The sequence below is a fragment of the Acidaminococcus sp. HCP3S3_G9_1 genome, assembly GCF_052122455.1.
GTDB lineage: Bacteria > Bacillota > Negativicutes > Acidaminococcales > Acidaminococcaceae > Acidaminococcus.
Genome location: NZ_JBQKCH010000009.1, coordinates 21,080 through 46,256, shown reverse-complemented (window position 1 = coordinate 46,256; position 25,177 = coordinate 21,080). Strand labels below are relative to the sequence as shown.

Here is a 25,177-nt window from a genome sequence, read left to right as displayed (position 1 = left end):
CACTCTGCTCCTCAGATTTTCTGCAGGATCTTGTATTTGGTGGCCAGCTGTTTGATGCCGCTGCCCGGGAAGGCCACAGTCACCAGCTGACCCTCGCTGCCGTCAGGACGGGCTTCGATGATGGTCCCCACCCCGAACTTCTTGTGCCGGCATTTGTCCCCGGCCCGGAATTCCGGCACCGGACCCCCTTCCGGCACGAAATGGCTCCGGGGAGATGGGGTATCCAGGATGCTGCCTCCCCGGTTCCGGGCAATGTTCCGGAGGCTGGCATGGGTGCCGGCGCTGCCCTGATGGCCCCGCTGACCCCCGTAGCTTCCGTAGGTGCTCCGGCGCACCGCCACGTTTTCGATCAGGTTCCGGGGAATCTCCTGGAGGAACCGGGAAGGGGGATACATGACCACATGGCCGTACACCATCCGGCTCCGGCAGCTGGTGAGATACAGCCGCTTCTTGGCCCGGGTGATTCCCACATAGCACAGCCGCCGTTCTTCTTCCAGTTTGTCCTCGTCTTCCAGACTCCGCTGGCTGGGGAACAGGCCGTCTTCCATGCCTCCGATGAATACCACCGGGAACTCCAGCCCCTTGGCGGAATGGAGGGTCATGAGGGTGACGGAATCCTGGGTCAGCTTGGCGTCGTCGATGTCCGCCACCAGGGCCACATGGTTCAGGAAGTCTTCCAGGGTCTTGTTGTTCTCTTCCCCGGGATCCTTGGCAAATTCGTCGGCGATCCGGAGGAATTCGTTCAGATTGTCCAGCCGGCTCTTGGACTGGTCGGACCCTTCCAGCCGAAGAGCTTCCAGATACCCGGATTTTTCCAGCACCTGGGTCATCAGGTCCTTCACCGGCAGGGTATCCTTCACCCGGGCCAGTTCCTGGATCATGTCACTGAAGGCCTGGATTTTCCCAAAGGCCCGGCCCAGCACCTCTTTGGCCTGGACGGTCTGGAGCACTTCCGGCAGGGTCATGCCGCTTTCTTCCAACAAGCTCCGGACCTTGGCCACGGTAGCCGCCCCGATGCCCCGCTTGGGTTCGTTGATGATCCGCTCCAGCCCCTGGATGTCCCGTTCGTTGGCCAGGAACCGGAGATAGCTCAGGGTATCCTTCACTTCTTTCCGGTCGTAGAACTTCAGGCTCCCTACCATTACATAGGGGATCCCGTTGTTGATCAGGTTTTCTTCAAACATCCGGCTCTGGGCGTTGGTCCGGTACAGGATGGCCATATCCCCCAGTTTGGTGCCGTCATTCTGGAGCTTCCGGATCTGGCCCACCACGAATTCCGCCTCTTCCCGGTCGTCCCGGGCCTGGTAGTAGGCAATGGGCTGGCCGTTGCCATTTTCCGTCCACAGGTTCTTGGGCCGGCGGGCGGCGTTGTGCTTGATCACTTCATTGGCCGCATCCAGGATCACCTGGGTGGACCGGTAATTCTGTTCCAGCTTGAAGATCCGGGCCTGGGGGTAGTCCTTCTCGAAATCCAGGATGTTGCTGATGTCCGCACCCCGCCAGCCGTAGATGCTCTGGTCAATATCCCCCACCGCGCACAGGTTGTTTTCCGGAGCGCTGAGCAGTTTGGCCAGCAGGTACTGGACATGGTTGGTGTCCTGGTACTCGTCGATGAGCACGTAATGGAACTTGTTCTGGTATTTTTCCCGGACTTCCGGCACGGTCTGGAGCAGCTTCACCGTCAACAGCAGCAGATCGTCGAAATCCACCGCATTGCTCTGGACCAGATGCTTCTGGTATTCAGCGTAGATCTCCGCCACCTTCTTGGCATGGTAGTCCTCCGCCTGCCGGGCAAAAGCCGCCGCATCCACCTGGGCATTCTTGGCATTGGAAATGGTGGCCAGGAGCCCCGGAAGGGGATAGAACTTCTCGTCCAGGTTCAGCTTTTTCAGAGCTTCCTTCAGCACGTTTTTGCAGTCGGAAGGATCATAGATGGAAAAAGACGTGGTGTACCCGGGAAGAGCATTGATGTCCCGCCGGAGCAGCTGGTTGCAGAACCCGTGAAAGGTGTACAGCCACACGTCCTTGGCGGAAGGGCCCACCAGGGCATCCACCCGCTGGCGCATTTCCTTGGCCGCCTTGTTGGTGAAGGTGATGGCCAGGATGTTCCAGGGCTTCACCCCTTTTTCCAGGAGGTAGGCAATTTTGGTGGTCAGGGCTTTGGTCTTGCCGCTGCCGGCCCCGGCCAAAATTAAAATAGGCCCGGCAATCTGACGGACTGCCTCAGCCTGCTGTTCGTTCAAAGAAGCTAAAAGGTCTCTCATTTTTTCCTCGATTCTATGTTTTGTTCCCTAATATTCTAACAGATTCGGTCTTTTTTTGCTATAATAGAAGAATCCTTCAAATGAACCTGTTTTAGAAAGGAAGTCTACTATGGAACAATTCTGCGAAAAGGTTTTCCACCTGAAGGAAAACCACACCACCATGCGGACGGAGATCATTGCCGGGATCACCACCTTCATGACCATGGCCTACATCCTGATCGTGAATCCCTCCATCCTGAGCGCCACCGGCATGGACAAAGGGGCCCTGCTGACGGTCACCGCCATTGCCTCCGCCCTGGGCACCTTCTTTATGGCGGCCTTCGCCAACTATCCCTTCGCCCTGGGACCCGGCATGGGACTTAACGCCTACTTTGCCTACACCGTTTGCCTCCAGATGGGGAACACCTGGGAAATGGCCCTGTCCGCCGTACTGGTGGAAGGGATCATCTTTGTGATCCTGTCCCTTACCTCCATCCGGGAAGCCATCTTCAATGCCATCCCCATGACCCTGAAGCAGGCCATTTCCGTGGGGATCGGCCTGTTCATCGCCTTCATCGGTCTGCTGAATTCCCGGATCATCGTAGCCAACCCGGCCACCAAGGTGTCCCTGTATTCCTTTACCAAGGCCATGGCCGACGGCACCTTCCACAGTGTGGGGATCACCGTGCTGATCGCCATGGTGGGGATCCTGCTCACTTCTTTCCTGATCATCAAGAACGTCCGGGGGAACATCCTGTTCGGCATCCTGGGCACCTGGATTTTGGGGATGATCTGCGAAGCCACCGGGCTCTACGTGCCCAATCCGGAACTGGGGACCTTCAGCGTATTCCCTGATCTGTCCCGGGGCCTGGCGTCCTTTGCCCCCATCAGCCCCACGCCCCTGTTCCTGCAGCTGGACTTCTCCCATGTGCTGAGCCTGAACTTCTTCGCCGTCATCTTCGCCTTCCTGTTCGTGGATACTTTTGACACCCTGGGGACCCTGATCGGGGTGGCTGCCAAAAGCGACATGCTGGACGAAAAGGGTCAGCTGCCCCACATCAAAGGAGCCCTTATGGCTGACGCCTGCGCCACCTGCACCGGGGCGCTCCTGGGCACCAGCACTGTAACCACCTTCGTGGAAAGTGCCGCCGGGGTTTCTGAAGGAGGCCGCACCGGACTCACGTCCATTACTGTAGCCATCCTGTTCCTGTTGTCCCTGTTCTTCAGCCCCTTCTTCATGGCCATCCCCTCCTTCGCCACCGCTCCGGCTCTGGTGATTGTGGGGTTCCTGATGTTCTCTTCCGTGACCAAGATCAACATGACCGATCTGACGGAAGCCATCCCCGCCTACATTGCCATCATCGCCATGCCCTTCGCCTACAGCATTTCCGAAGGGATCTCCTTCGGGGTCATCACCTACGTGATCCTGAACCTGTTCGCAGGACACAAGGACAAGATCAGCGGCTTGATGTACGTGCTGGCAGTGCTGTTTGTCTTGAAGTATGTGTTGTTGTAAGGATTAAAAAAAGACCGCTTCGGCGGTCTTTTTTTGTCAGCGGTCAACGGCCGAAGGATGCCAGATGCCCACGCATCTGCCTTTGAACGTGAAACCCGGCGGGTTCCCTCCTGCCGCTAGAGACTAGTGACCAGTGACTGTCAGCTCATGACCATCTGCCCCCGGCAGATGGTCTCCTTTTGCGTGAGACAGAAAAGCGGCCCTGCCCCTTTTCACCCCCGCCCCCTTACACCCTGTGATGCAACTTTTACTCTTTCTCCTCCGGCTGGGGAGCCAGCATGATCTTGATGATCTCCTTATCGGTTTCCCGCATGCCTTCCCGGCCCAGCTGGCTTACGTTGCGGATGGTGGCTTCCACGCCGTTGTTCACGATGCCGTCCCCGCTCTTGAACTCGTTGCCGCTCTTGTACATGGAATAGCCCAGGAGCCCGGCTTCCACGCTGGACGCGATCTTGGCGGCGCAGGAAGCCTTGGCCCCGTCGCAGATGATCCCGGACACGATGGCCAGGGAGTTCACCAGGGTATGGGAAATGGCTTCGTACCCTTCTCCGTGGAGATAGGCGATGCCGCAGCCGGCGGCGCACCCGGCGCTGACAGCCCCGCAGTAGGCGGACAGCCGGCCGATGCCGGTCTTTTCATGGATGGCGATCAGGTTGGACAGTACCAGGGCCCGGTACAGTTTTTCCTTGGAAACATTCAGTTCCTTGGCATATTCGATTACGGGCACGGATACGGTGATTCCCTGGTTGCCGCTGCCGGAATTGATCACAACCGGCAGTTCACAGCCGTTCATCCGTGCATCGGACCCGGCAGCCGCCTTGGCCACTGCCCGGTTCTTGATGTCGCTGCCATAGGTCTTCAGCAGCACGGAACCGATGTTGGCCCCGTAGTTCCCCAGCAGTCCTTCTTCAGAAATGGCGGTGTTGCACTGGATCTGGGGATCCAGCATGGGCTTCACGTCTTCGAGGTCACAGGTATTGGCGAAATCCATGATGTCTTTGATGTTCAGCAGGTTCTTGTCCGCCAGGCCCACTTCCCTGGTTTCGTCCTGGCAGCCGGCGCCTCCGTCCTTTTTGGCTTCGTACAGGGTCTTTTCATCCTTCTGGATCAGGACGATGTTGGTGTGGTACTGGGCGATCCGCACCAGGGAAGAATGGTCTCCCTTATGGAGTTTGACAATGATGTCGAAGATCAGGCCATTGTCCACCGCATCCACTTGGATGGCCACGTTCTTCAGGAAGTCCTTCATTTCTTTCTTCTGTTCCGGAGTCACTTCCGCAATGACTTCCAGCTGCTTTTCAGCTTTGCCGCCCACGATCCCGGCGGCGGCTGCTGCCTGGATGCCTTTCAGTCCGTCAGTGTTGGGCACCACCACGCTCTTTACGTTCTTGATGATGTTGCCGCTGACGCCGATTTCCACCTTGTCCGGCATTTCACCCAGGATTTCCCGGGCTTTGGCCGCCGCATAGGCGATGGCGATGGGTTCAGTACAGCCCATGGCCGGCACCAGTTCTTCCTTCAAAATCTGTACATAGGTCTGATATCTGTTATCCATCTTTTCCATGTTAGTCTCCCCTTATTTCTTCCGATTGAAAGTCAGCCGCATCTGGTGCCACACCACATCTCCGTGGGTGGAATCAGAAATTCCTTCATCCACAAAACCGAATTTGGCATAATAGTGGACCAACCGTTCCTTGCAGGTGAGTACCACTCCCTGCCGGCCCTCCGCCTGGGCCGCATCGATGAATTTTTCCAGCACCTTTCCGGCCAGGCCCTGTTTCCAGCGGTGGGGATCCGTGTCTACTCCGAAAATCATCTGCCAGGCCCCGTCTTCCTGGTGCATATCCGCTTTTTCATACATTTCGTCGGTGAGATCCGGGTGATCCGTCACCAGTCCATTCACAAAGGAAACCAGCTGATCCCCGTCCCACAGAAGGAAAAAGTGATTGGGATAGGCCTTCACCCGGTCCGCGATGGATTTCCGGGTAGCCGCTTCTGCCTGAGGGAAGCAGGCAGCTTCCAGGCTGGCGATGGCGTCCACATCCTGGGGTTTTGCACAGCGAATTTCCATATCAGTCTTCCTCCTTTTTCCCGCTTTTGTTTTTGTCCTGAAGAATGTCCACAATGGTCTTTTCCGTTCCCGTCATGCCGGGGGAAGCGATCCGTCCCATGTTCTTCATGGTTTCTTCGGGAGTGGCCCCGTTGATTCCGTGAGCATCGAAGATATAGGCATCATCCATGGCCAGAGTTGCCGAAGCGAAGGCCATTTCCACTGCCGTCATGCCTTTCATGACGCAGCCCTGGTTGCCTCCGTCGCAGATCATGCCGGTAATGGAACTGGCCATGTTATTGAGGGCTCTTGTCATGGCCTCTGTATCCCCGCCCTTCAGGAACACCAGGGCGCAGGCGGCACCGGACATGGTGGCCACAATAAGAGCAATGGGGAAATCCATCCCCAGCTTCCCGGATAAAGACAATCTCTTCCAGAGGCACGGTCCGGGCGTAGTCCGCCAGCTGGGCCAGGGTGTACCGGTGGATTACCGGCACCTGTTCTTCTCCTTCAGCTTCCGTGATTCCGGCGGTTTTGTCCAGCACCGTCCGGCCGTCTTCCGTTACCTTCACTATGTTGGTGTGGGCGTCCCGGATCAGGCAGGAGGCACTGTGGCTCCCGGCAGCCACCCGGGCTTCGATGGAGATCCGGCTGGTGATTTCGCTCATATGGATGGCGATCTTCCCTGCCTTTACCATGGCTTCCGCTGCCTTCACATCTTCATCCGTGATCCCGTCCAGGCACAAAAGCCCTTTGTCCGGGTCTGCCGCCAGGGCTCCCAGGGCCGCCGCATAGGTGTTCCCCACATGGCTGGTGCCGGGGATGCCGCAGGTAAAGGCGTTTTTATAGATGCCGCTGTTCAGGAACAGCTCCACCTTCTCCGGTTTTTCCGGCAGATGGCGGCAGGCGGTGGAAACCGCCAGGGCAATGGCTCCAGGTTACGTCACCCCCAGGGCCGGTTTCATATCCTCACGGATCAGTTGGGTCAAAGCATGCATGGTTGTGATCTCCTTCGTTTTATTGGTAAGGAACCGCCCAAAAGGCGGGTCCTCTCCTTAGGCCGCTGTCAGTTGGCAGCTGACCGTTGACAGTCTTTATTTCAGTACTTCCTTCAGATCCAGGGTCTTGCTGCCGTCTGCTTTTACGAAGCAGGGGATCCCCAAACGTTCGGTGCTCCGGATTTCAGCGTACAGCGGATCGCTGTCCCGGAGGGCCAGGTACTGTTTCAGGTCAGCATGGCTGGCCAGGATATCCACAAAGTCGATTTCCGCGCCGGCAGCGGCCAGCTGGTTCAGGGCATAGAGGGTGTCGGGGCAGCAGTGGCTGCCGATTACTTTGATCTGCATAAGTCATCTCTCCTTATGTTGTACACTGTTTCACAGGTATTATACCAGATTTTATTTGTTCCCGCAGTCGCATCCACCGATCTGGGCGGCAATAGCTGCTTTTTCCGGATCGGTCTTCCGGTCGGTTTTTTTGTCCATCCATCCCTTGCCTTCCACCATCCGGCTGATCATCATGGAAGCCACGGTATCCCCGGAAGAGTTCAGGCAGGTGGCCATGGGGTCAACCAGGTAACCGATGGTCACGATGATGGGGAATGCTTCCTGGGGAAGCCAATTTCGACATCCGGATGTACATGGACATCCTGGACGAGGAGAACATCCAGATCTGCCAGCACACCTACACTGGCCGGATCACCCATTACGGAGCCCTGACCAATATGGTGTTCCAGAACTACAATGTGCGGCTGGAGCAGTACATGATCTCCGTCCCCTCCCCCTACATCGACGGGGAACAGAAATGGGCCCTGGCCTTCGGCATTTCCTCCCATCCCCTGATGCCCACCTCCGCCAAGCTGCTCCTGAGCAAAAAAAGGCTGGAAAAAACGAAGGAGCTGGCCCAGAAACTGACCATCTCCAAAGAGGATATCCGATTGTTGAAGCTGTATAATTTGTTTGTGGTGCTGTAATGAAAAAGGCCGCCGGATTTTCCGGCGGCCCTTTTGTCAGCTGACCGTTGACAGGGCTGTTGCGCAGGCAACAGCCCCGTTTCATCTCCTCCCCCTCTCGCTCCCCCATTCCACCGCCAGCACCAGGACAGCCAGGCCCCATAAAAAGGCTCCGGCTTCCTGCCATTTGTACTGCTGGAGGGCCAGGATGAGAGGAGTGCCTATGCCTCCGGCGCCTACCAGGCCCAGGATGGAAGCTTCCCGGAGATTCACATCCAGCCGGTAGAGCAGAGCCGTGGCTGTACTTTTTTTCAGCTGGGGCAGGATGGTCCACCGAAAGGCGGCGGCCCACCCGGTACCCATGGCCCGGCAGGCGTCAAAGGGCTGTCTGTCCCCGCTGTCCAGCCCGATCTGGAACCGTTTGGCCAGGAGACCGATGCTGCACACCCACAGGGTCAGGGTACCGGCAAAGGGGCCGGGCCCGGTAACCCGGAGCCACATGAGCCCATAGACGAAAACCGGTACCGTCCGGATGCCCAGGAGCACCAATCGGGGCAACAGAGCCCCTTGCACCGGCAGGAACCGGAAACTGGAGAAAAAGGCCAGGAAACCGGCGGCCATGCCTCCCCCCAGGGTTCCCAGGAAGGCCATGGCAAACGTCTCGCCCAACAACCAGGGGACCCCATCTTTTTCCAGGGAAAACAGTAGGGACGGGTCCGGTGCCAAAAGTCCCCGGATCATGGCCCGGGCTGCTCCCAGGCCTCCCCTGCCTGCCGGTTCCAGAGTTCCCAGGGATCCCAGGAAAAGCACTATTCCCAGTACCACCATCCCCTTTTTCATCCAGGATTGGAGCCGCCACTGGCCGTTCAGCACCTTCCCCAGGGCTTCGCTGAGACTTTCTGAAGCCAGCACAGCGCCGTAAAGCAGTACCAGGATGGACCCTACCCGGCTGTAGGCCCGCCAGGCCAGCTGCTGGTTCATCAGCAGCCCGATGCCCCCGGCTCCCACATATCCCAGGATGGCCGCCTGGCGCACATTGGCTTCCCACAGATACAGGGCATTGTTCAGATACCCGGGGAGCAGCCGGGGCAGAATGGCCCGGCAGAAGGCCTTTCCCCGGCCGCAGCCGGATGCTTCCAGGGCCCGGGCGGTTTTCCAGTCCAGATTCTCCATATCTTCATACCCCAGCCGGGTCATTACCCCGAAGGTACTGAAGGTGAGAGCCAAGGTACCGGCCAGAGTCCCCAGCCCCACCAAGAAGGTGCACAGAAGAGCCAGGATCAAGGCCGGCACCGTCCGCAGCAGCTGGATAAAGCAAAGGAAGGACACCCGGATCCAGGGATGGGGATCGGTCCGCCGGCTGCCCAGGACGGCTCCCAGAAGGCCCAGCAGACTGCCCAGGAAGGAGCCCGCCAGAGACATGCGCACGGTGCCAAGAAGAGGGCCTGCCTCTTCCTGGAAAAATCCCTTATCCGGGGGCACCATGGCCCGGGCGATGTCAAAGAACCGGCTGCCCCGCTCTTCCAGCAGTTCCAGGTCGAAACCTGTCTCGGCCAGGGAGACGGCCGTCATCCCCAGCACCAGGATCCAGACCGTTCTTTTTTTCATGACTCCCTCCTGTACAGCTGCCTGAGTCTGTCTTCCGTCCAGGCCTCCGGCGGCCCCTGGAACAAGATCCGTCCCTGACGGAGCCCCATCACCTGTTGGGAGAAAGCCATGGCCTGTTCCACATTGTGGCTGTTCATGACCACCGTAAGCCCCCGGATCTCCTGGAGCTTCCGGAGAAGTTCCAGAATGGCCTGGCCCGTTCCCGGGTCCAGGGACGCCACCGGTTCATCCGCCAGGATCACCGAGGCTTCCTGGACCAGAGTCCGGGCAATGGCCACCCGCTGTTTCTGACCCCCGCTGAGACTTCCGGCCAGGGTATCCTCCCTGTCTCCCAGTCCCACCATTTCCAAGGCTTGCCGGGCTTTGGACACTTCCTCTTCCGGGAACTTCCCCCACAGGGCACGCCACAGGCTGATCCGTCCCAGAGCCCCGCAGAGCACATTTTCCAGACAGGTGCTTTCTTCCACCAGACAGAAATCCTGGAAGATCATCCCCACCTGCTGCTGGACCTGCCGGCGGTGCTTCCCTTTCAGCGTATCGAACCGTCTGCCTTCTACCCACACTTCTCCGGACAGGGGCCGGACCATGCCGTTGAACAGTCGGAGCAGGGTGGTCTTCCCGGCGCCACTGGGGCCGATCAGAGATACAAAAGAACCCCGGGGCACGGAAAGGGACACCCCCTGAAGAATGGGATGCCCCTTTTCATAGGCCTGGATAATATTTTTCAGTTCCAGTGCGGTCGGGTTCATTGGAGTTCCTTCCGGATTTTCCGTTCCCCGTCATAGTCGGAAGCCTGGGCCCAGTCATACCCTTTGTGGCCGATGGTCTTCAGCACCTTCAGTCCTTCTTCCGTTTTCCCGATTTCGATCAGGGCTTCTCCCAGAGCCTTCCGGAAAGCCGGGTCCTGCATTACCTTGCTGGTTTTGCTTACGCTCACCGTGTCGTTGAAAATCTTCCCGGTGACCCCGATGATCCCTGTCTGGTCCCAGATGGATCCGGTGCCCCCCAGTTTGGCCTGCCAGTCTTTTTCCATCTTGGCCCGGATATGGGAATAAGCCACCATTACATCCACCTGGCCGGAAGCCAGACGGGCTGTGGAAGTAGTGTAGGAATCGGACTGGACCACATGGGACAGGTCCTTCAGGGTCTTCCCGTAATTTTCCTTCAGCCACAGGGAAGGATACAGGTAGCCTGAAGCAGATGCCGGACTCATCACCGCCCAGTTCAGGCTGTCCAGTTCCTCCCAGGTGGGCTTTTCTCCCTGCTTCACCCTGGCCAGCAGGGCCTGTCCCTTGGGGCTGGGGCCCACCACCACAGCAGACCGGTAGTACTTCACCAGATTTTTGGTGAATTTGTCCGGCTGGCCGTTGTTCCATACGGACAGATCCGTGGTATCCTTGTCGATGCCTTCCCGGAGGGCTGTCAGCAGCACATCCACATCCTGGTCACAGAGTACGTAGGTGGCCCCGGAAATGAAGCCCACATCGGCGCTGCCGGCACTAAGGGCTTCTCCCACTGCATTGTAGGAGGTTCCCACGTTCAGGGTGATTTTTTTCACGTCATAGCCCTTTTCCTTCAGTTTGGCCTGGAGCATCTTCCCCAAAGGCTCGGTTTTGGTCCGCAGGGTATCCGCATCCTGATAAGGTGAAATGGCGATTTTCAGTTCCGGAATGGTCTTGCTGCCGGCCTCCTGTTTCTTTTCCGTGCTGCCGCAGCCGCCCAGGACCATGGCCCCGGCCAGCAGCACCCCCAGCATCTTCATCCAGTTCTTCACAGTACTTCCTCCTTTTCTACACAAAAAAACCGGCTGCCGCTTTCTTGGCGACAGCCGGTTTTTTGTACGGTTCCCAGGATGCGGCAGAGAGACTCCTCCCTCCGGCGGTCGGTACTTGGGTACCCTCTCAGCCCGGTCCACGGGCTCCCTCGCATCCCGGTCCCTGTTGCGTCCTTCCGCAAGGCAGGATCAGGGCGCTCCCCCTCATCCCACATGCAGACCGGATTTATTTCTTTTCTTCTTTTTCCTTCTTCACAACCGTGCTCCGGATATGGAGTTCCCGCAGCTGCTTTTCGTCCACCACGTTGGGTGCCTGACACATCAGGTCGATGGCACTCTGGGATTTGGGGAAAGCAATTACGTCACGGATGGAAGGCCGTTTGGCCATGAGCATCACCAGACGGTCCAGGCCGAAGGCCAGACCCCCATGGGGAGGTGCTCCAAATTCAAAGGCTTTCAGCAGGAAGCCAAATTTTTCCTGAGCCTGTTCGTCGGTCAGGCCGATGGCTTCGAAGACCTTCTTCTGGATGTCTTCCCGATGGATACGTTCGGAACCACCGCCGATTTCCACCCCGTTCAGCACCATGTCATAGGCCTTGGCATACACATGGCCGGGATCGGTGAGCAGCTTGTCCACATCTTCATCGCAGGGAGCGGTGAAGGGATGGTGCATGGCCACATACCGGTGTTCTTCTTCGCTGTATTCGAACATGGGGAACTTCACCACCCAGGTGAAGCACAGTTTGTCCTTGTCGATGAGACCCAGACGCTTGCCCATTTCCAGACGCAGGGCGCCCAGAGCGGCAGCCACCACCTGGGGTTTCCGGTCGGCCACGAACAGCAGCACGTCGCCTTTTTCCGCCTTGCCGGCTTCCAGGATCCGCTTCATTTCTTCTTCAGAGAAGAATTTGGCAATAGGAGATTTGATGGAACCGTCATCGTTGACGATGATCCAGGCCAGCCCTTTGGCCCCGTAAATCCCTACGAATTCCACCAGACCGTCCAGTTCTCTCCGGGGGATCTTGTTGTAGCCCTTTACGTTGATGGCTTTCACCAGGCCGCCCTTTTCGATGATGTCCTTGAACACCTTGAACTGGGTCCCCTGGAGGGCTTCATTCATGTTCACCAGCTCCATGCCGAACCGCAGGTCCGGTTTGTCGCTGCCGTATTTGTCCATGGCTTCGTCCCAGGTCATCCGGGCCATGGGCACGGGAACGTCCACGCCCAGGGTTTCCTTGAACACATAGGCGATGAGTTTTTCCGTGAGGGCCATGATGTCATCCTGGTCCACAAAGGACATTTCCATATCCAGCTGGGTGAATTCCGGCTGACGGTCGGCCCGCAGGTCTTCATCCCGGAAGCACCGGGCAATCTGGAAGTACCGTTCCATCCCCGCAATCATCAGCAGCTGTTTGAACAGCTGGGGAGACTGAGGCAGCGCATAGAACTTGCCGGGGTTCACACGGCTGGGCACCAGGTAGTCCCGGGCCCCTTCCGGGGTGCTCCGGATCAGATCCGGGGTTTCGATTTCCAGGAAGTCCTGCTTGTCCAGGAAGTCCCGGACAGCCTTGGTCACCCGGTGACGGAGGATCAGGTTCTGCTGCATTTCCGGACGCCGCAGATCCAGATACCGGTAGCGGAGACGGACGTTTTCATCCACATCGATGCCATCCTGGATATAGAAGGGCGGAGTCTTGGAAGGATTCAGCACGTTCAGATCCTTCACCACCACTTCCACATCCCCGGTGGGCAGGTGGGGGTTCACGGTTTCAGCGCTCCGTTCCCGCACCAGGCCCCGGACCTGCAGCACATATTCGCTGCGGACCCCTTCCGCCTTGTGGAAATCCTTTTCGTCATGGGCCGGGTCGATGACCACCTGCACCAGACCGTGACGGTCACGGAGATCGATGAAGATGATGCCGCCGTGGTCACGCCGTTTGCTTACCCAGCCGCACAAGGTAACTGTCTTGCCGGCATCTGCTTTTCTCAAGTCACCGCAATGATGACTGCGTTCCATACTCATTTTTGTTAACACCTCTGGTTTTTATTTGTTGAAATAGGCTTCCAAAGCCCCGAAGCAGACTTCTTCCTGGCTGCTGTCCGCCATGTTCCGGACGGTGACAGCCCCTCTGGACCGTTCTTCTTCCCCGAAGATCAGGGCGAAACGGGCCTGTTCCCGGTTGGCCTGTTTCATCTGGGCCTTCATGCTCCGTTCCACCAGGTTCATGTCGCAGACAAGTCCCTTGTTCCGGAGATTGGTGACCACCCGGAAGGCATCGGCCACGCCCCCTTCGTCAGGAATGACGGCAAAGATGTCGATGGCTTCCTTGCCGGTGGGCAGCAGGTTCTGTTTTTCCATGGCCAGGAGGATCCGTTCCAGGCCGATGGCAAAGCCCATACCGGGAGTGCTGGGCCCGCCCAGTTCTTCCACCAGGCCGTCATACCGTCCTCCGCCGCCTACAGCGCTCTGGGCGCCCAGGGGGGAATACTGGATTTCGAAAGCGGTCTTGGTGTAGTAGTCCAGCCCCCGTACCAGGTTGCTGTCCACTTCATATTCCACGCCGGCTTCATCCAGCAGCTTCTTCACGGTTTCGAAGTGAGCCCGGCAGTCGTCGCACAGATGGTCGGTGATTTTGGGGGCACCGGCCATGAAGGGTTTGTCCGCATCCACCTTGCAGTCCAGGATCCGCAGCGGGCTCCGGTCGAACCGGCTCTGGCAGTCTTCGCACAGTTCACCCAGATGAGGACGGAAATAGTCCTGGAGCAGCTTCCGGTGCTGAGGACGGCAGTTGGGGCAGCCTACGGAGTTGATCTTCAGTTTCAGGTCCTTCAGGCCGAAACGCTTCAGCACCGTCAGGGCCAGGAGGATCACTTCTGCATCCACCACGGGAGATTCCGCCCCCAGGGCTTCCACCCCGAACTGGTGGAACTGTCTCATACGGCCGGCCTGAGGACGGTCATACCGGAACATGGGTCCGATATAGAACACCTTCAGCGGCATGGGTTCCGCATACAGTTTGTTTTCCACAAAGGACCGAACCACGGAAGCGGTGTTTTCCGGGCGCAGGGTCAGGCTGCGGCCGCTCCGGTCCGTAAAGGTGTACATTTCCTTGTCCACTACGTCCGTGCCGTCCCCGATTCCTCTCTGGAAGAGTTCGGTGTGTTCAAAAATCGGGGTTCTGATTTCCTGATAGTTGAATTCCCGGCATACTTCACGAATGATTTGTTCTGCATAGCGCCAGCCATTGATGGTGCCCGGCAGAATGTCTTTGGTACCACGCGGTGCCCCTGTTAACATAAAAATCCCCTCCGTCCTCACGACTTGTTTGAACTTATTAATTTTAACACAGTTTATTGGTTTTTATCAACCTGGCCTTTTTCTCCCGCATGCCAGAAATACCCGTACAGCACCTTGATGATGGCCAGCACCGGCACGGCAAAGATCAGACCGGCCACTCCGCCGATCTGGCCCCCCACCATCACCGCCAGGATGATCAGCACCGGGTGCAGGGTGATGCTGTGGCCCATAAGATTGGGCATGATCACCTGGGCATCCACCTGGTAGTACACCAGGTACAGGATCAGCACCTTAAGGGCCAGGGACGGCTTCTGGAGCAGGGCGATGAACACCGCTGACAGGGTCCCCACCACCGATCCCACCAGGGGGATCAGTTCGCTGATCATGGCCAGGAACCCCAGCACCAGGGTGTACTGGACGCCCAGGAGGGAAGTCCCTGCTGTCAGGCAGACGGCGGCAATGAAGCACAGCTTGAACATGTTGTCCACATAGGCACAGAGCATCCTTCCCATGTCCGTCAGCACCCGGTCCGCCAGGTCCTGCTTTTCGTAAGCGAACAGGCCCACCACCATCTTCTTCAGGGTCCGCCAGTCCTTCAGGAAATAGAAACTGAGGAAGGGGACCAGGGCCATGCTCACCAGGCTTTTGGCCGCCTGGACTGTGGAGGCCAGCATGTCCTTCAAAAGCCCCATAATGTAGCTGCTCAGGCTGCTGGCCGCCTGCTGGAGCATGTCCCGGGTATTGGGGGGCAGCTTCTGGGCTTCACTGCCCAGAAACAGGCTGATGCTTTCGTTGGCCCGGGCGGCCAGTCCCGGCATGGCTTTCAGCAGGGTGTTCACCTGGGTCACCAGGGGAACGATCAGCACATTGGCCGCTGCATACAGGAACAGCCCGAACAGCAGAAAGGCAATGAGCACTGCCAGGGTATTGGGAAAAGGATGGCCCTTCACCTGGATCCTTTCCAGCCGGTCCACAATGGGATACAGCAGGAAGCTCATGCCGATGGCCAGGAACACCGGCAGGAACCAGTGTCCCAGGAGATAGAAAGTCCCAAAGCCCAAAAGGCCGAAAACCAGCTTCACCACCAGGCCCCGGGGCCGCTGCTGATACTCCGTCATAGGCTCACGACCTTACTGGAGGAACGGGTTCCGGCGCTTTTCCCAGCCCACTGTGGTGGCAGGGCCGTGGCCCGGCAGCAGTTTATAGTCGTCGGGCAGCACCAGGAGCTTGGTCTTGATGGAATCCAGGATGGCGTCATAGGAGCCTCCGGGCAGATCCGTCCGGCCGATGCTTTCCAGGAATACCGTGTCCCCGCAGAATACCACCCCGTCCCCGATGATGCACACCCCGCCGGCGGTATGACCCGGGGTGGCGGCAATGGTGAAGTCCATGCCGGCTACCGTGAGTTTTTCCCCGTCGGTGAAGAATTCATCGGGGGGATCGAATTTTTTGTCCCGGTTGGTGGAATAGGACAGGCTGCTGCTCCACACCCGGAGCATGGGAGCGTCTTCCCGGCTCATGTATACTTTGGCGCCGGTGGCGTCCTTCACTTCGTCCAGGGCGGACACATGGTCCCCATGGCCGTGGGTGATGAAAATGGCCGGTACCTTTTCAATGCCGGCTTTCTGCACCGCATCCATGATCCGGTTGGCTTCGTCCCCGGGATCCACGATGATTCCCTGGTTGTTTTCCTCATTTTTGATGATGTAACAGTTTTCCTGGATCGGCCCTACGACCACCCGATAGATTTTCATGTTGCTCTGTTTCCTCCTAAAAAGTCTTTCCGCTGTCCAAAAGGATGGTTACCGGCCCGTCGTTTACCAGGGCCACTTCCATATGGGCCTGGAACTGCCCGGTGGCCACCGGGATCCCTTTGGCCCGGAGGCTGTCCGCCAGCTTCTCATACAGCCGGTTGGCTACATCCGGGACCGCCGCCTGGGTAAAGGACGGCCGCTTCCCGTGGCGCACATCCCCATACAGGGTGAACTGGGACACCAGCAGGATGCTGCCGCCCACCTGGGCCACGGACCGGTTCATCTTTTCCTCTTCATCCTCGAAGATCCGGAGCCCGGCCAGTTTTTCCGCCAGGTAGGCTCCATCCTTTTCCGTATCCTCCCGGGACACCCCCAGGAGCACCAGGAGACCAGGGCCGATGGCCCCTACGGTCTTTCCTTCCACGGTGACGGAGGCTTCCGTCACCCGCTGTACCACTGCCCGCATGGTTCCCTCACATTCCGGACACTTTCCGGTCCACTTTGTATACGCCCTTGATCCGCCGCAGCCGTCCGATGATGTAGTTCAGCTGTTCCACGCTGCTGATGTCCAGCCCCATGTCGATGTAGGCGGTTTTGTTGGGATTGGTATGGGCATTGATGGAATTGATGTTCACTTTGGTTTCGCTGGCCACGGTCATGATGTTGGCCATGACCCCAGGCTGATCCACCGCCGTAAGCCGGAGCACCACCTTGTAGGCCACGTCCGTATCCACATTCCAGGACACTTCGATCATCCGGTTGGGATCTTCCGTGTTGGCCAGCACGTTGGGGCAGTCCGCCCGGTGGACGGAAACCCCGTGGCCCCGGGTGATGTATCCCACGATCGGGTCCCCGGGAATGGGGTTGCAGCATTTGGCCAGCTTCACCATAATGTCGTCTTCCCCCTTCACCAGGATCCCGTGGCTGCCCTTGTGGGTCTTTACGGTCTTGGGTTTCAGCTCGCTGAGGAGCTGGGACAGGTTCTTGGTGGTGTTCTGGCGCTGGGTCTTCTTGTACAGATCCACCAGCTTCACCATGACTCCGTTGACCATCAGGCCCCCATAGCCCAGGGCTGCCAGCAGGTTCTCCACGCTGCCGTCCATATGGCACCGGGAGGCCACTTCCTTCAGGTTGTCGGAAGTGAGCATGGTATTCACATCATAGCCCAGCCGCCGGCATTCCCGTTCCAGCATTTCCCGGCCGTTGACGATGTTTTCTTCCCGCCGTTCCTTCTTGAAGAACTGTTTGATTTTGTTCTTGGTCTGGCTGGATCCCACAATGTTGATCCAGTCCCGGCTGGGTCCCGGAGACTGTTTGGATGTGATGATCTCCACAATGTCCCCGTTCTTCAGGTGGTAGTCCAACGGCACGATTTTCCCGTTGACCTTGGCTCCCACACAGCTGTTGCCCACCCCGGTATGGACCCGGTAGGCGAAGTCGATGGGCACGGAGCCCTCCGGCAGGTCCAGCACATCCCCCTGGGGGGTGAACACGAACACTTCGTCGGAGAACACGTCCATCTTCACGGTATTCACGAATTCATGGGGATCCCGCATGTCCTTGTGCCATTCCAGCAGCTGGCGCAGCCAGGCCATCTTGGCATCCACGCTTTTGTCCGAAGCGCTGGGCATTTTGGAGCCCCCGCTTTCTTTGTACCGCCAGTGAGCCGCCACCCCGTATTCGGATACCTTGTGCATTTCAAAGGTCCGGATCTGGATTTCCAGAGGCTGTCCGCTGGAAGCCACCACGGTAGTATGGAGGGACTGGTACCCGTTGGATTTGGGTACGGCGATGTAGTCCTTGAACCGGCCGGGAATGGGTTTCCACTTCCCGTGGACGATCCCCAGCACCCCGTAGCAGTCCTTCACCGTATCCACCAGCACCCGGACTGCCAGCAGGTCATAGATTTCATTAATGGTCTTGTGGTCCCGCTGCATCTTTTTGTAGATGCTGTAGAAGCTTTTGGGCCGGCCCTGGATCTGACAGTTGATGCCGGATTCCTCGCACAGCTTCCGGAGTTCGTCCATGGCCTCCTGGACCATGGCTTCCCGTTCGTGGCGCTTCACCTTCACCTGTTCCACCAGTTCATAGTAATGCTGGGGTTCCATGTACCGGAAGGCCAGATCCTCCAGTTCCCATTTGATGGCGTAGATCCCCAGCCGGTGAGCCAGAGGGGCGTAGATTTCCAGGGTTTCCGAAGAGATCCGTTTCTGCTTGTTCACGGGCATGTATTTCATGGTCCGCATGTTGTGCAGCCGGTCCGCCAGCTTGATCAGCACCACCCGGATATCCTTGGCCATGGCCAGGAACATTTTCCGGTAATTCTCCACCTGCTGTTCTTCCCGGGAGATGTATTCGATTTTCCCCAGTTTGGTGACCCCGTCCACCAGCATGGCCACTTCCCGGCCGAAAATGTCTTCCAGCTGGTCCAGTGTCACTTCCGTATCTTCCACCACATCATGGAGGAAGGCCGCCGCCAGGGTCACATCGTCCATCTGGAGCTGGGCCAGGATGGAGGCCACTCCCAGAGGATGGATGATATAGGGTTCCCCGGAAGCCCGTTTCTGCTTGGCATGGGCTTCCGCCGCAAAATTGTAGGCTTCCCGGACAAATTCCACCTGCCGGGGGGTCAGATATTTGCTGATCCGGGCGTAGAACTCCTCCGCACTGATCGGCTTGTCATCGAGCTGTTCCATGGTTTCACCTTCCTGCTGCCCAAAGAGCGGCGATTTCCGCCGGCTGCAGCCTCCAGCTGCGGTTCAGGGCCTGGAAACGGGCGTCATATTCCGCCTGCAGGGCCTGGAACCCTTTGGATTCCTGCATATTCTTGTGTCCCGTATCTCCCAGGGAAACCAGTCCCGCTTCCCGGGTGAACAGGTGCAATTCGTAAAAAATGTCCAGTACAGCCTGGCTGATCCGGCAGCCGTTGGGTGCCGTCAATTGGAGCAGCTGGGCTTCCTGGCAGGCGCCCTGCTCCCGCAGCCGGTTCCGTATGGTTCCGTAGCACACCCGCAGACCGGCCACATCGGGATACTGCCGGCGCAGGGTGTCCCGCCGGGCCAGGAGATCTTCCCGGCCGTACAGAAGATAGAGCCGCCCGGGCTGGTCCCCTTTCAGAGGGAATTTTCCCGGCTGGAGGACTTTTTCCGCGCCCCCGTCCCAGAACACCACCGTGGCAGTTCCCTCCGGCAATGGTGCCCCGTAGGACAGGATACAGGCTTCCGGATATTTTTCCTTTAGGGCTACACTATCCTCTACATATACTACCGTCTTTTTATCTTTTTGTAAAATACTATTTACCTCTGTCTCCTTGTTCCGGTTCTCATGGCGCCAGTCGATGATGGTATAGGGAGCTTCCACCGCCGCCACTTCCAGATCCACCGCCGTCACCCCCCGGAAGGTATTCAGCCGGGGAGAAAAGGCCAGTGCCGCCGTTTCTCCGGGATAGAAGGAATGGAACCGGGGCCCTTCCTGCCACAGGAGGCCCTTGTACCGGAATCCCCCCTGGGCAATCTGGAACTTCAGATGGTTCTGGTCCCGGCCCAGGAGAGAGACCTCTTCGATTTTCGCTTTGGCAAAACCCAGTACAGGAGCCGGGTTCCCCACCCCGAAGGGTTCCAGTTTTCCCAGCTGTTCCACCGCTTCCGGGGTGATTTCCCGGCCTTCCGGCACGAACCAGTCCGGTTCCGCTGCCGGTTCATAGGGTTTGTGGTCCAGCATCTCCGCCACCACCTGGGAAAAAGCGTCCCGGAAGGCAGGGATCTCCGCCGTCTTTATGGTGAGCCCGGCCGCCTGGGCATGGCCTCCGAACTGAACCAGATGGTCCCGGCACCGGTCCAGGGCCTGGTACAGGTCCAGGGGCGGGATGCTCCGGCAGGATCCTTTGGCCGTATCCCCGTCAATGGACAGGAGCACCGAAGGCAGATGGTATTTTTCCGTCATCCGGGAGGCCACAATGCCGATGACCCCGGGATGCCAGCCTTCTTCTCCCAGCACCAGGCTCCATTCCGGACTGCCTTGGGCTGCCAGCTGGTGTTCCGCTTCCTCAAAGATCTTCTGGCTGAGAGCCTGGCGTTCCTGGTTGGCGGAATTCAGTTCCTCCGCCAGCTCCCGGGCGGTTTCCGGCTCCTGGGCCGTAAGCAGCTTCACCGCGGTCATGGCGTCATCCAGCCGGCCGGCAGCGTTGATCCGGGGCCCCAGGCCGAAACCGATGGTGCCACTGTTGATGGCAGCCCCGGGGGCCACGGTCACATGGATCAGGGCCTGAAGTCCCAGGAGCGGACTGTGGGGCATTTTAGCCAGTCCTTTCCGGACGATTTCCCGGTTCTCATCCCGAAGGGGCACCATGTCCGCCACAGTGCCCAGGGCCACCAGTTCGATCAGATCATCCCAGAACAGCTCCGGATTTCCCGTCAGCTTCTGTTCCAGGGCCTGGCACAGTTTGAAGGCCACCCCCACCCCGGCAATGCCTTTGAAGGGATACCCATCCCCGGGCTGGTTGGGATTCACCACCGCCAGGGCCCGGGGCAGTTCCCGGGGAGCCAGATGGTGGTCAGTGATGATGATGTCCAGGTCTTTGGGAGCCTGGGCCACCACCTGGGCACCGCTGATCCCCGTATCCACCGTGATCAGCAGTTTCGTCCCCCGGCCGGCGATCTTTTCCAGGGCCGGAACATTGAGGCCATATCCTTCCCGGTCCCGCCGGGGCACGTACACATCCACCTGGGCTCCGTGGCGGCGGAGAAACAAATACAGCAGGGAACTGGCCGATGTACCATCCACGTCGTAATCCCCGTAGATAGTCATGGGTTCGCCCTGCTGCAGTGCCCCGAGGATCCGTTCCACAGCCCGGTCCATATTCTTCAGCCGGAAGGGATCGTAATAGGGCTGTTCTTTCCCTTCCAGGAATTCCTTCACCTGGGCCGGATCCGTCAGGTTCCGGCGGACCAGGATTCCGGCCAGAAGGGGCGAAAGGCCCAGTTCCCGGCACAGGGCCTGGACCTGGGGCTCCCGGTCTTCCGTATGCTTTCTGATTTTCGTATAGATCATATTCCTTCTTACTCCTTGGGCCGGAAGGGTTTGATGATGGGGTCTTTATCCTTTTTCACATCAAAAGGTTTGCTTTTTCCTTCTCCCCGCCGGGGCAGATCCATCCGGGGGATCCGGAAGCTGTCCATCCGTTCCCGCTGCTGGGCCTCCCAGGCTTCCTTCTTTTCTTCCAGCTGCCGGAGCTGTTCCTTCAGCTTCCGGTCTTTCATATAATGTCCCGCTTTCACCTTCAGGGTCCACAGACTGGCCAGGAGGAATCCCAGCAGCAGGCAGCCCATGATGATCAGGGCCAGGGACAGGGAAAAATGCCAGATGAGGAAGCTCACTTCCACAGCCGCCGCATTCTGGAGTGCAAAAATGGCAATGAACAGGGCAATGATGCCCATCAGGATCACATAAAGCATGACGCACGTCCTTTCCATCAAAATTCCAAGGATAATACACCTGCGTGATGTTCTATTATACCGTATTTTGGGGAGAAAAAGAAGGGGCTGTTGCTTGTGCAACAGCCCCTTCTTTATACGCTCTTCTTGTATCCCGTTTTCCGGTCCACCAGATTTTCCAGCGGCTCACCGGCCAAATAGTGTTTCAGGTTCCGGGCGGCAATGGCCACGGCTTTGTCCCAGGTCTGGGGCAGGTGATGGTCCCCGCTGATGTGGGGAGTGATCAGGAGATTGGGCACATCCCACAGGGGACTGTCTGCCGGCAAAGGTTCCGGATCCGTCACATCCAGAGCCGCCCCGGCCAGATGCTCTTCCGAAAGGGCCCGGGCCAGGTCCTCCTGGACCACCGCATTTCCCCGGCCACAGTTGATAAAGAAGGCTCCGGGCTTCATGGCCTGGAACATCCCGGCATCATACAGATGGGTGGTTTCCGGCGTCCCCGGCAGCACGCTGGCCACTACATCCGCCTGTCCCAGGAACCCTGGCAGATCTTCCAGGGTCCCCATTTGGTCCGCTTCGGTCGGGATTTCCCCCCGGTGCCGGCGGATGCCGATCACGTGGGCCCCCAGCAGCCGGCACAGCCGTCCGTAAGACCGGCCGATGTCCCCAAAGCCCACCACCACCACGGTGGCCCCTTCCAGGCTGGTCACTTCCCCTTCATCCTTCCACTGATGCTGCAGCTGGTTCCGGTGGTACAGGTACAGCTTCTTCTGGAGGGACAGGGTCAGGGCCAGCATATGTTCCGAAAGAGCCTGGCCATAGGCTCCGGTGCAGTTGGTCAGTTGGACGGAAGGATCCAGGATCCCTGGTTTGCAGTAGGCGTCGGCCCCGGCGGAATTCAGCTGGACCCATTTCAGACCGGCAAGGCCTGCCAGCTTTTTAGGGGCCACATTGCCGATGATCACTTCCGCCCCCTGGAGGGTGTCCAGGTCCTTTCCGTAGCAGAATTCCGCTCCGGGAGCCGCCTTCTCCAGCACTTTTCTGTCCTTTTCCCGCATAAACATGGGTACCGCGATTTTCATGGTATCAGTCCTTTCCTTGTGGGCTGTCGGAAGGAACCCGTCCAGCAGGTTCCTTGAAAAAAACGCAGCCTGCGGCTGCTAACCCACCACCATTGCGGAGACGCAACGGTCCCCCGCCCTTGTAAAGGGCGGATAAATTGCACGTCGGGCTTACGCCTTGGTATCAATAAGCAAGGGCCGAAGGCTCAATCGTATATCCGTCCCTTTTCAAGGGCGGGGGACCAGCCACAAGGCTGGTGGTGGGTTAGCAGCCCTGAGGCTGCGTTTTTGTTGGCAAAAATTTGCCAGCAAATTTTAACCCTTGGCCGCTGGCCGGAAATAAGGCGCCTTGCCGCCTTATCTCCCCAGTTTCTTCCGGAAAAACAGCCACATGCTCCCGGCCAGGAAGGTGGAGGTGTAGAACCCGCTGCCAAAGCCCACCAGCATGGCGAAGGAGAAGTTGTGGATGGTTTCTCCCCCGAACAGGAAAATGGCCACCACCGCAAACAGGGTGGTCAGGGTGGTGTAAACACTCCGGGTCATGGTCTGCCAGATGCTGGCATCCACCAGATCCCCCATGCTTTCGTTCCGCCGGTGGATGTGGAGATTTTCCCGGATCCGGTCGAACACCACAATGGTTCCGTTTACGGAATACCCTACAACGGTCAGCAGAGCCGCCACAAAGGAGGAGTCGATTTCCAGGTGGAGCACCGAGAACCAGGTCAGGGTCACCAGCACGTCAATGATCAGGGCTACAATGGCCGCCAGGGCGAACCGGAGCTCAAACCGGATGGTGATGTAGATGATCATCAGCACCCAGCTGAGGACTACAGCCCCCACGGCGCTTTTCACCAGGTCGCTGCCTACGGTGGCTCCCACGTTTTCCACCCGGAGCACTTCATTTTTCCCCAGGCGGCTGGTAAGATCATTCATCACTTCCACCCGCTGGCTGTCGCTCACAAGGCCTGTACGGATCAGCACCGACTGGCTGCTTTCCACCTGCTGGTCACTGCTGCCCAGCTGGATCACACTGCTGCCCAGCTGATGGTCGCTCAGTACGCTCCGGACCTGGGCCACAGTCACCGGCTGTTCGAACTTGATATCCAGGATGCTGCCCCCGGTGAAATCGATTCCCAGGTTGAAGCCCCGGGTGAACATGGAAACAATCCCTACAATCAGTACCACAGCCGTAATGGAAAAGAAGATCCTGGCATGCTTGACTATGGAAAACTTTTTCATCGTGCCGCCTCCCCTTTTCCGTCTTTTGTTTTCGGCTGAGGGGCCTTAGCCCCGAACCAGGCCGGATTCTTGGTGAAATTGCTGCCAATGAAAGCGCTGAGGATGAACTTGGTCACCGTCACGGCCGTGAACATACTGATCAGCACCCCCAGAGCCAGGGTCACCGCAAAGCCCTTGATGGGGCCGGTGCCCAGATAGAACAGCACCGCAGCCGCCATGAGGGTGGTCACGTTGGAGTCCAGGATGGTGGTGAAGGCCCGGGAGAACCCGGCGCTTACCGCCGCCCGGAGGGTCTTGCCCCCCAGGATCTCTTCCTTGAACCGTTCAAAGATCAGCACGTTGGCATCCACAGCCATACCGATGGACAGGATGATCCCGGCGATTCCCGGCAGGGTCAGGGTAGCGTTGAGCCCCTTCATCACGGCCAAAAGAAGCAGGGTATACAGCAGCAGCACAATATCAGCCACCAGACCGGACAGCCGGTAATACAGCAGCATGAACAGGAACACCCCGGCCAGACCGATGGCAAAAGCCTTCATGCTGGCGTCCTTGGCGTCCTGGCCCAGGGTGGGGCCTACGGTGCGGTTTTCCACCACTTCCAGTTTCACCGGCAGAGAGCCGCTGCGCAGGAGGATGGCCAGATGTTCCGCTTCCTTGGCGTCCTTGGACCCGGTGATCTGGGCATTGCCCCCGGTAATGGGTTCGCTGACCCGGGGAGCGGTGAGCACGTTGCCGTCCAGCAGGATGGCAATCTGCCGGCCCACGTTCCGGGCGGTCAGGTCGGCGAATTTCTTGGCTCCTTCTTCATTGAACTGAAGGGTGACCACCGGCTGGCCGCTCTGGTCCGCGCTGGCCTTGGAATCCTTCAGATCCTTCCCGGTAAGGACGGTGTTCCCGTCCATGTCCTTGAATTCCAGCATGGCCGTCTTGCCCAGCATGGCAATGGCCTGTTCCGGATCCTTCACCCCGGGCAGTTCCACAATGATTTTGTCCTTGCCCTGGCGCTGGATCACCGGTTCCGTCAGGCCCAGCTCGTTGACCCGGCGTTCGATGATCTGGATGGACCGGTTGATGGCATCATCGTCCACCTTGCTCTCCGGGGTTTCCTGGGCCTGGAGCACTACATGGGTGCCGCCCTGGAGGTCCAGCCCCTGCTTTACCGTACTGGCCAGAGGTTTGATGAATACGGCAAAAGCAATCACAATGGCCAGCACTGAAACCAGCAGCTTGACCCGATTTTTACTTTCCAAA

The 25,177-nt window shown here is 58.5% G+C and carries 22 protein-coding genes and 1 pseudogene; 2 read left to right on the top strand and 21 right to left on the bottom strand.

The window, feature by feature from the left end; all coding sequences use genetic code 11:
• Positions 1–11: 11 nt before the first annotated feature.
• Entirely contained in the window at positions 12–2,264 is a 2,253-nt protein-coding gene (pcrA, locus tag ACTQY1_RS06940; protein ID WP_441373937.1) for a DNA helicase PcrA, read from the bottom strand.
• A 109-nt stretch (positions 2,265–2,373) separates the two neighbouring features.
• On the opposite strand from pcrA, the gene ACTQY1_RS06935 reads away from it, so the two are divergent.
• Positions 2,374–3,759: an NCS2 family permease gene (locus ACTQY1_RS06935; protein WP_022486671.1), complete on the top strand. Its 1,386-nt coding sequence runs from the start codon at positions 2,374–2,376 to the stop codon at positions 3,757–3,759.
• A 247-nt stretch (positions 3,760–4,006) separates the two neighbouring features.
• Here the strand turns inward: ACTQY1_RS06935 and ACTQY1_RS06930 are convergent, their stop codons facing one another.
• From ACTQY1_RS06930 to ACTQY1_RS06905, 6 genes and pseudogenes are all read right to left on the bottom strand, one after another.
• Positions 4,007–5,323: an L-cysteine desulfidase family protein gene (locus tag ACTQY1_RS06930; protein WP_154488405.1), complete on the bottom strand. Its 1,317-nt coding sequence runs from the start codon at positions 5,321–5,323 to the stop codon at positions 4,007–4,009.
• 12 nt (positions 5,324–5,335) lie between these two features.
• Entirely contained in the window at positions 5,336–5,830 is a 495-nt protein-coding gene (locus ACTQY1_RS06925; protein WP_441373936.1) for a GNAT family N-acetyltransferase, read from the bottom strand.
• A gap of 1 nt (position 5,831) precedes the next feature.
• The gene (locus ACTQY1_RS06920) at positions 5,832–6,125 is read right to left on the bottom strand and encodes an L-serine ammonia-lyase, iron-sulfur-dependent, subunit alpha (RefSeq protein WP_308664585.1); all 294 of its coding nucleotides are present in this window, start codon (positions 6,123–6,125) and stop codon (positions 5,832–5,834) included.
• On the bottom strand, positions 6,106–6,684 hold the full coding sequence (locus tag ACTQY1_RS06915; protein WP_229778498.1) for a hypothetical protein: 579 nt from the start codon (positions 6,682–6,684) through the stop codon (positions 6,106–6,108). Before ACTQY1_RS06915 ends, ACTQY1_RS06920 begins: the two co-directional genes overlap by 20 nt.
• 219 nt (positions 6,685–6,903) lie before the next feature.
• Positions 6,904–7,155: a glutaredoxin gene (locus ACTQY1_RS06910; protein WP_154488407.1), complete on the bottom strand. Its 252-nt coding sequence runs from the start codon at positions 7,153–7,155 to the stop codon at positions 6,904–6,906.
• A gap of 51 nt (positions 7,156–7,206) precedes the next feature.
• Positions 7,207–7,422 (bottom strand): annotated as a pseudogene (locus ACTQY1_RS06905) (hypothetical protein); the annotation flags it as partial.
• On the opposite strand from ACTQY1_RS06905, the gene ACTQY1_RS06900 reads away from it, so the two are divergent.
• The gene (locus ACTQY1_RS06900; protein WP_154488408.1) at positions 7,410–7,781 is read left to right on the top strand and encodes a hypothetical protein; all 372 of its coding nucleotides are present in this window, start codon (positions 7,410–7,412) and stop codon (positions 7,779–7,781) included. The pseudogene ACTQY1_RS06905 and the gene ACTQY1_RS06900 sit on opposite strands and share 13 nt — an antisense overlap.
• Before the next feature lie 81 nt (positions 7,782–7,862).
• Here ACTQY1_RS06900 and ACTQY1_RS06895 read toward each other — a convergent pair whose 3' ends face one another.
• From ACTQY1_RS06895 to secD, 14 genes are all read right to left on the bottom strand, one after another.
• Positions 7,863–9,368, bottom strand: a complete 1,506-nt coding sequence (locus ACTQY1_RS06895) for a PhnE/PtxC family ABC transporter permease (RefSeq protein WP_441373935.1) — start codon at positions 9,366–9,368, stop codon at positions 7,863–7,865.
• Entirely contained in the window at positions 9,365–10,117 is a 753-nt protein-coding gene (phnC, locus tag ACTQY1_RS06890; protein WP_154488410.1) for a phosphonate ABC transporter ATP-binding protein, read from the bottom strand. The genes ACTQY1_RS06895 and phnC overlap by 4 nt, the downstream gene beginning before the upstream one ends.
• Positions 10,114–11,142 carry a phosphate/phosphite/phosphonate ABC transporter substrate-binding protein gene (locus tag ACTQY1_RS06885; RefSeq protein WP_326831130.1) on the bottom strand — a complete coding sequence of 343 codons (1,029 nt, stop codon included), beginning with the start codon at positions 11,140–11,142 and terminating at the stop codon, positions 10,114–10,116. The genes phnC and ACTQY1_RS06885 overlap by 4 nt, the downstream gene beginning before the upstream one ends.
• A 226-nt stretch (positions 11,143–11,368) precedes the next feature.
• Positions 11,369–13,165, bottom strand: a complete 1,797-nt coding sequence (aspS, locus tag ACTQY1_RS06880) for an aspartate--tRNA ligase (RefSeq protein WP_154488411.1) — start codon at positions 13,163–13,165, stop codon at positions 11,369–11,371.
• Positions 13,166–13,186: 21 nt separating this feature from the next.
• Positions 13,187–14,440, bottom strand: coding sequence for a histidine--tRNA ligase (gene hisS / locus ACTQY1_RS06875; RefSeq protein WP_441373934.1), 1,254 nt, complete (start codon positions 14,438–14,440; stop codon positions 13,187–13,189).
• Between the two features lie 53 nt (positions 14,441–14,493).
• Positions 14,494–15,558: an AI-2E family transporter gene (locus ACTQY1_RS06870; RefSeq protein ID WP_441373933.1), complete on the bottom strand. Its 1,065-nt coding sequence runs from the start codon at positions 15,556–15,558 to the stop codon at positions 14,494–14,496.
• A 12-nt stretch (positions 15,559–15,570) separates the two neighbouring features.
• On the bottom strand, positions 15,571–16,194 hold the full coding sequence (locus ACTQY1_RS06865) for an MBL fold metallo-hydrolase (RefSeq protein WP_441373932.1): 624 nt from the start codon (positions 16,192–16,194) through the stop codon (positions 15,571–15,573).
• Positions 16,195–16,210: 16 nt separating this feature from the next.
• Positions 16,211–16,660, bottom strand: coding sequence for a D-aminoacyl-tRNA deacylase (gene dtd / locus ACTQY1_RS06860; RefSeq protein WP_154488412.1), 450 nt, complete (start codon positions 16,658–16,660; stop codon positions 16,211–16,213).
• A 7-nt stretch (positions 16,661–16,667) separates the two neighbouring features.
• Entirely contained in the window at positions 16,668–18,890 is a 2,223-nt protein-coding gene (locus tag ACTQY1_RS06855; protein WP_022486657.1) for a RelA/SpoT family protein, read from the bottom strand.
• Between the two features lie 4 nt (positions 18,891–18,894).
• Complete coding sequence (recJ, locus tag ACTQY1_RS06850) at positions 18,895–21,243, bottom strand: single-stranded-DNA-specific exonuclease RecJ (RefSeq protein ID WP_154488413.1); 2,349 nt, start codon at positions 21,241–21,243, stop codon at positions 18,895–18,897.
• An 8-nt stretch (positions 21,244–21,251) separates the two neighbouring features.
• Positions 21,252–21,647 (bottom strand): LapA family protein, encoded by a 396-nt coding sequence (locus tag ACTQY1_RS06845; protein ID WP_022487551.1) that lies wholly within the window; start codon positions 21,645–21,647, stop codon positions 21,252–21,254.
• A gap of 113 nt (positions 21,648–21,760) precedes the next feature.
• The gene (locus ACTQY1_RS06840; protein WP_154488414.1) at positions 21,761–22,708 is read right to left on the bottom strand and encodes a D-2-hydroxyacid dehydrogenase; all 948 of its coding nucleotides are present in this window, start codon (positions 22,706–22,708) and stop codon (positions 21,761–21,763) included.
• Between the two features lie 336 nt (positions 22,709–23,044).
• Positions 23,045–23,926, bottom strand: coding sequence for a protein translocase subunit SecF (gene secF, locus ACTQY1_RS06835; RefSeq protein WP_022487411.1), 882 nt, complete (start codon positions 23,924–23,926; stop codon positions 23,045–23,047).
• The gene (gene secD, locus ACTQY1_RS06830) at positions 23,923–25,176 is read right to left on the bottom strand and encodes a protein translocase subunit SecD (RefSeq protein WP_022487412.1); all 1,254 of its coding nucleotides are present in this window, start codon (positions 25,174–25,176) and stop codon (positions 23,923–23,925) included. The genes secF and secD overlap by 4 nt, the downstream gene beginning before the upstream one ends.
• Between the last annotated feature and the right edge of the window lies 1 nt (position 25,177).

Excerpts from the sequence above, each read along its gene's own strand:
- pcrA (WP_441373937.1), bottom strand. The coding sequence starts at position 2,264 with ATGAGAGACCTTTTAGCTTCTTTGAACGAACAGCAGGCTGAGGCAGTC.
- ACTQY1_RS06935 (WP_022486671.1), top strand. The coding sequence starts at position 2,374 with ATGGAACAATTCTGCGAAAAGGTTTTCCACCTGAAGGAAAACCACACC.
- ACTQY1_RS06930 (WP_154488405.1), bottom strand. The coding sequence starts at position 5,323 with ATGGAAAAGATGGATAACAGATATCAGACCTATGTACAGATTTTGAAG.
- ACTQY1_RS06925 (WP_441373936.1), bottom strand. The coding sequence starts at position 5,830 with ATGGAAATTCGCTGTGCAAAACCCCAGGATGTGGACGCCATCGCCAGC.
- ACTQY1_RS06920 (WP_308664585.1), bottom strand. The coding sequence starts at position 6,125 with ATGACAAGAGCCCTCAATAACATGGCCAGTTCCATTACCGGCATGATC.
- ACTQY1_RS06910 (WP_154488407.1), bottom strand. The coding sequence starts at position 7,155 with ATGCAGATCAAAGTAATCGGCAGCCACTGCTGCCCCGACACCCTCTAT.
- ACTQY1_RS06900 (WP_154488408.1), top strand. The coding sequence starts at position 7,410 with ATGCTTCCTGGGGAAGCCAATTTCGACATCCGGATGTACATGGACATC.
- ACTQY1_RS06895 (WP_441373935.1), bottom strand. The coding sequence starts at position 9,368 with ATGAAAAAAAGAACGGTCTGGATCCTGGTGCTGGGGATGACGGCCGTC.
- phnC (WP_154488410.1), bottom strand. The coding sequence starts at position 10,117 with ATGAACCCGACCGCACTGGAACTGAAAAATATTATCCAGGCCTATGAA.
- aspS (WP_154488411.1), bottom strand. The coding sequence starts at position 13,165 with ATGAGTATGGAACGCAGTCATCATTGCGGTGACTTGAGAAAAGCAGAT.
- hisS (WP_441373934.1), bottom strand. The coding sequence starts at position 14,440 with ATGTTAACAGGGGCACCGCGTGGTACCAAAGACATTCTGCCGGGCACC.
- ACTQY1_RS06870 (WP_441373933.1), bottom strand. The coding sequence starts at position 15,558 with ATGACGGAGTATCAGCAGCGGCCCCGGGGCCTGGTGGTGAAGCTGGTT.
- ACTQY1_RS06865 (WP_441373932.1), bottom strand. The coding sequence starts at position 16,194 with ATGAAAATCTATCGGGTGGTCGTAGGGCCGATCCAGGAAAACTGTTAC.
- dtd (WP_154488412.1), bottom strand. The coding sequence starts at position 16,660 with ATGCGGGCAGTGGTACAGCGGGTGACGGAAGCCTCCGTCACCGTGGAA.
- ACTQY1_RS06855 (WP_022486657.1), bottom strand. The coding sequence starts at position 18,890 with ATGGAACAGCTCGATGACAAGCCGATCAGTGCGGAGGAGTTCTACGCC.
- recJ (WP_154488413.1), bottom strand. The coding sequence starts at position 21,243 with ATGATCTATACGAAAATCAGAAAGCATACGGAAGACCGGGAGCCCCAG.
- ACTQY1_RS06845 (WP_022487551.1), bottom strand. The coding sequence starts at position 21,647 with ATGCTTTATGTGATCCTGATGGGCATCATTGCCCTGTTCATTGCCATT.
- ACTQY1_RS06840 (WP_154488414.1), bottom strand. The coding sequence starts at position 22,708 with ATGAAAATCGCGGTACCCATGTTTATGCGGGAAAAGGACAGAAAAGTG.
- secF (WP_022487411.1), bottom strand. The coding sequence starts at position 23,926 with ATGAAAAAGTTTTCCATAGTCAAGCATGCCAGGATCTTCTTTTCCATT.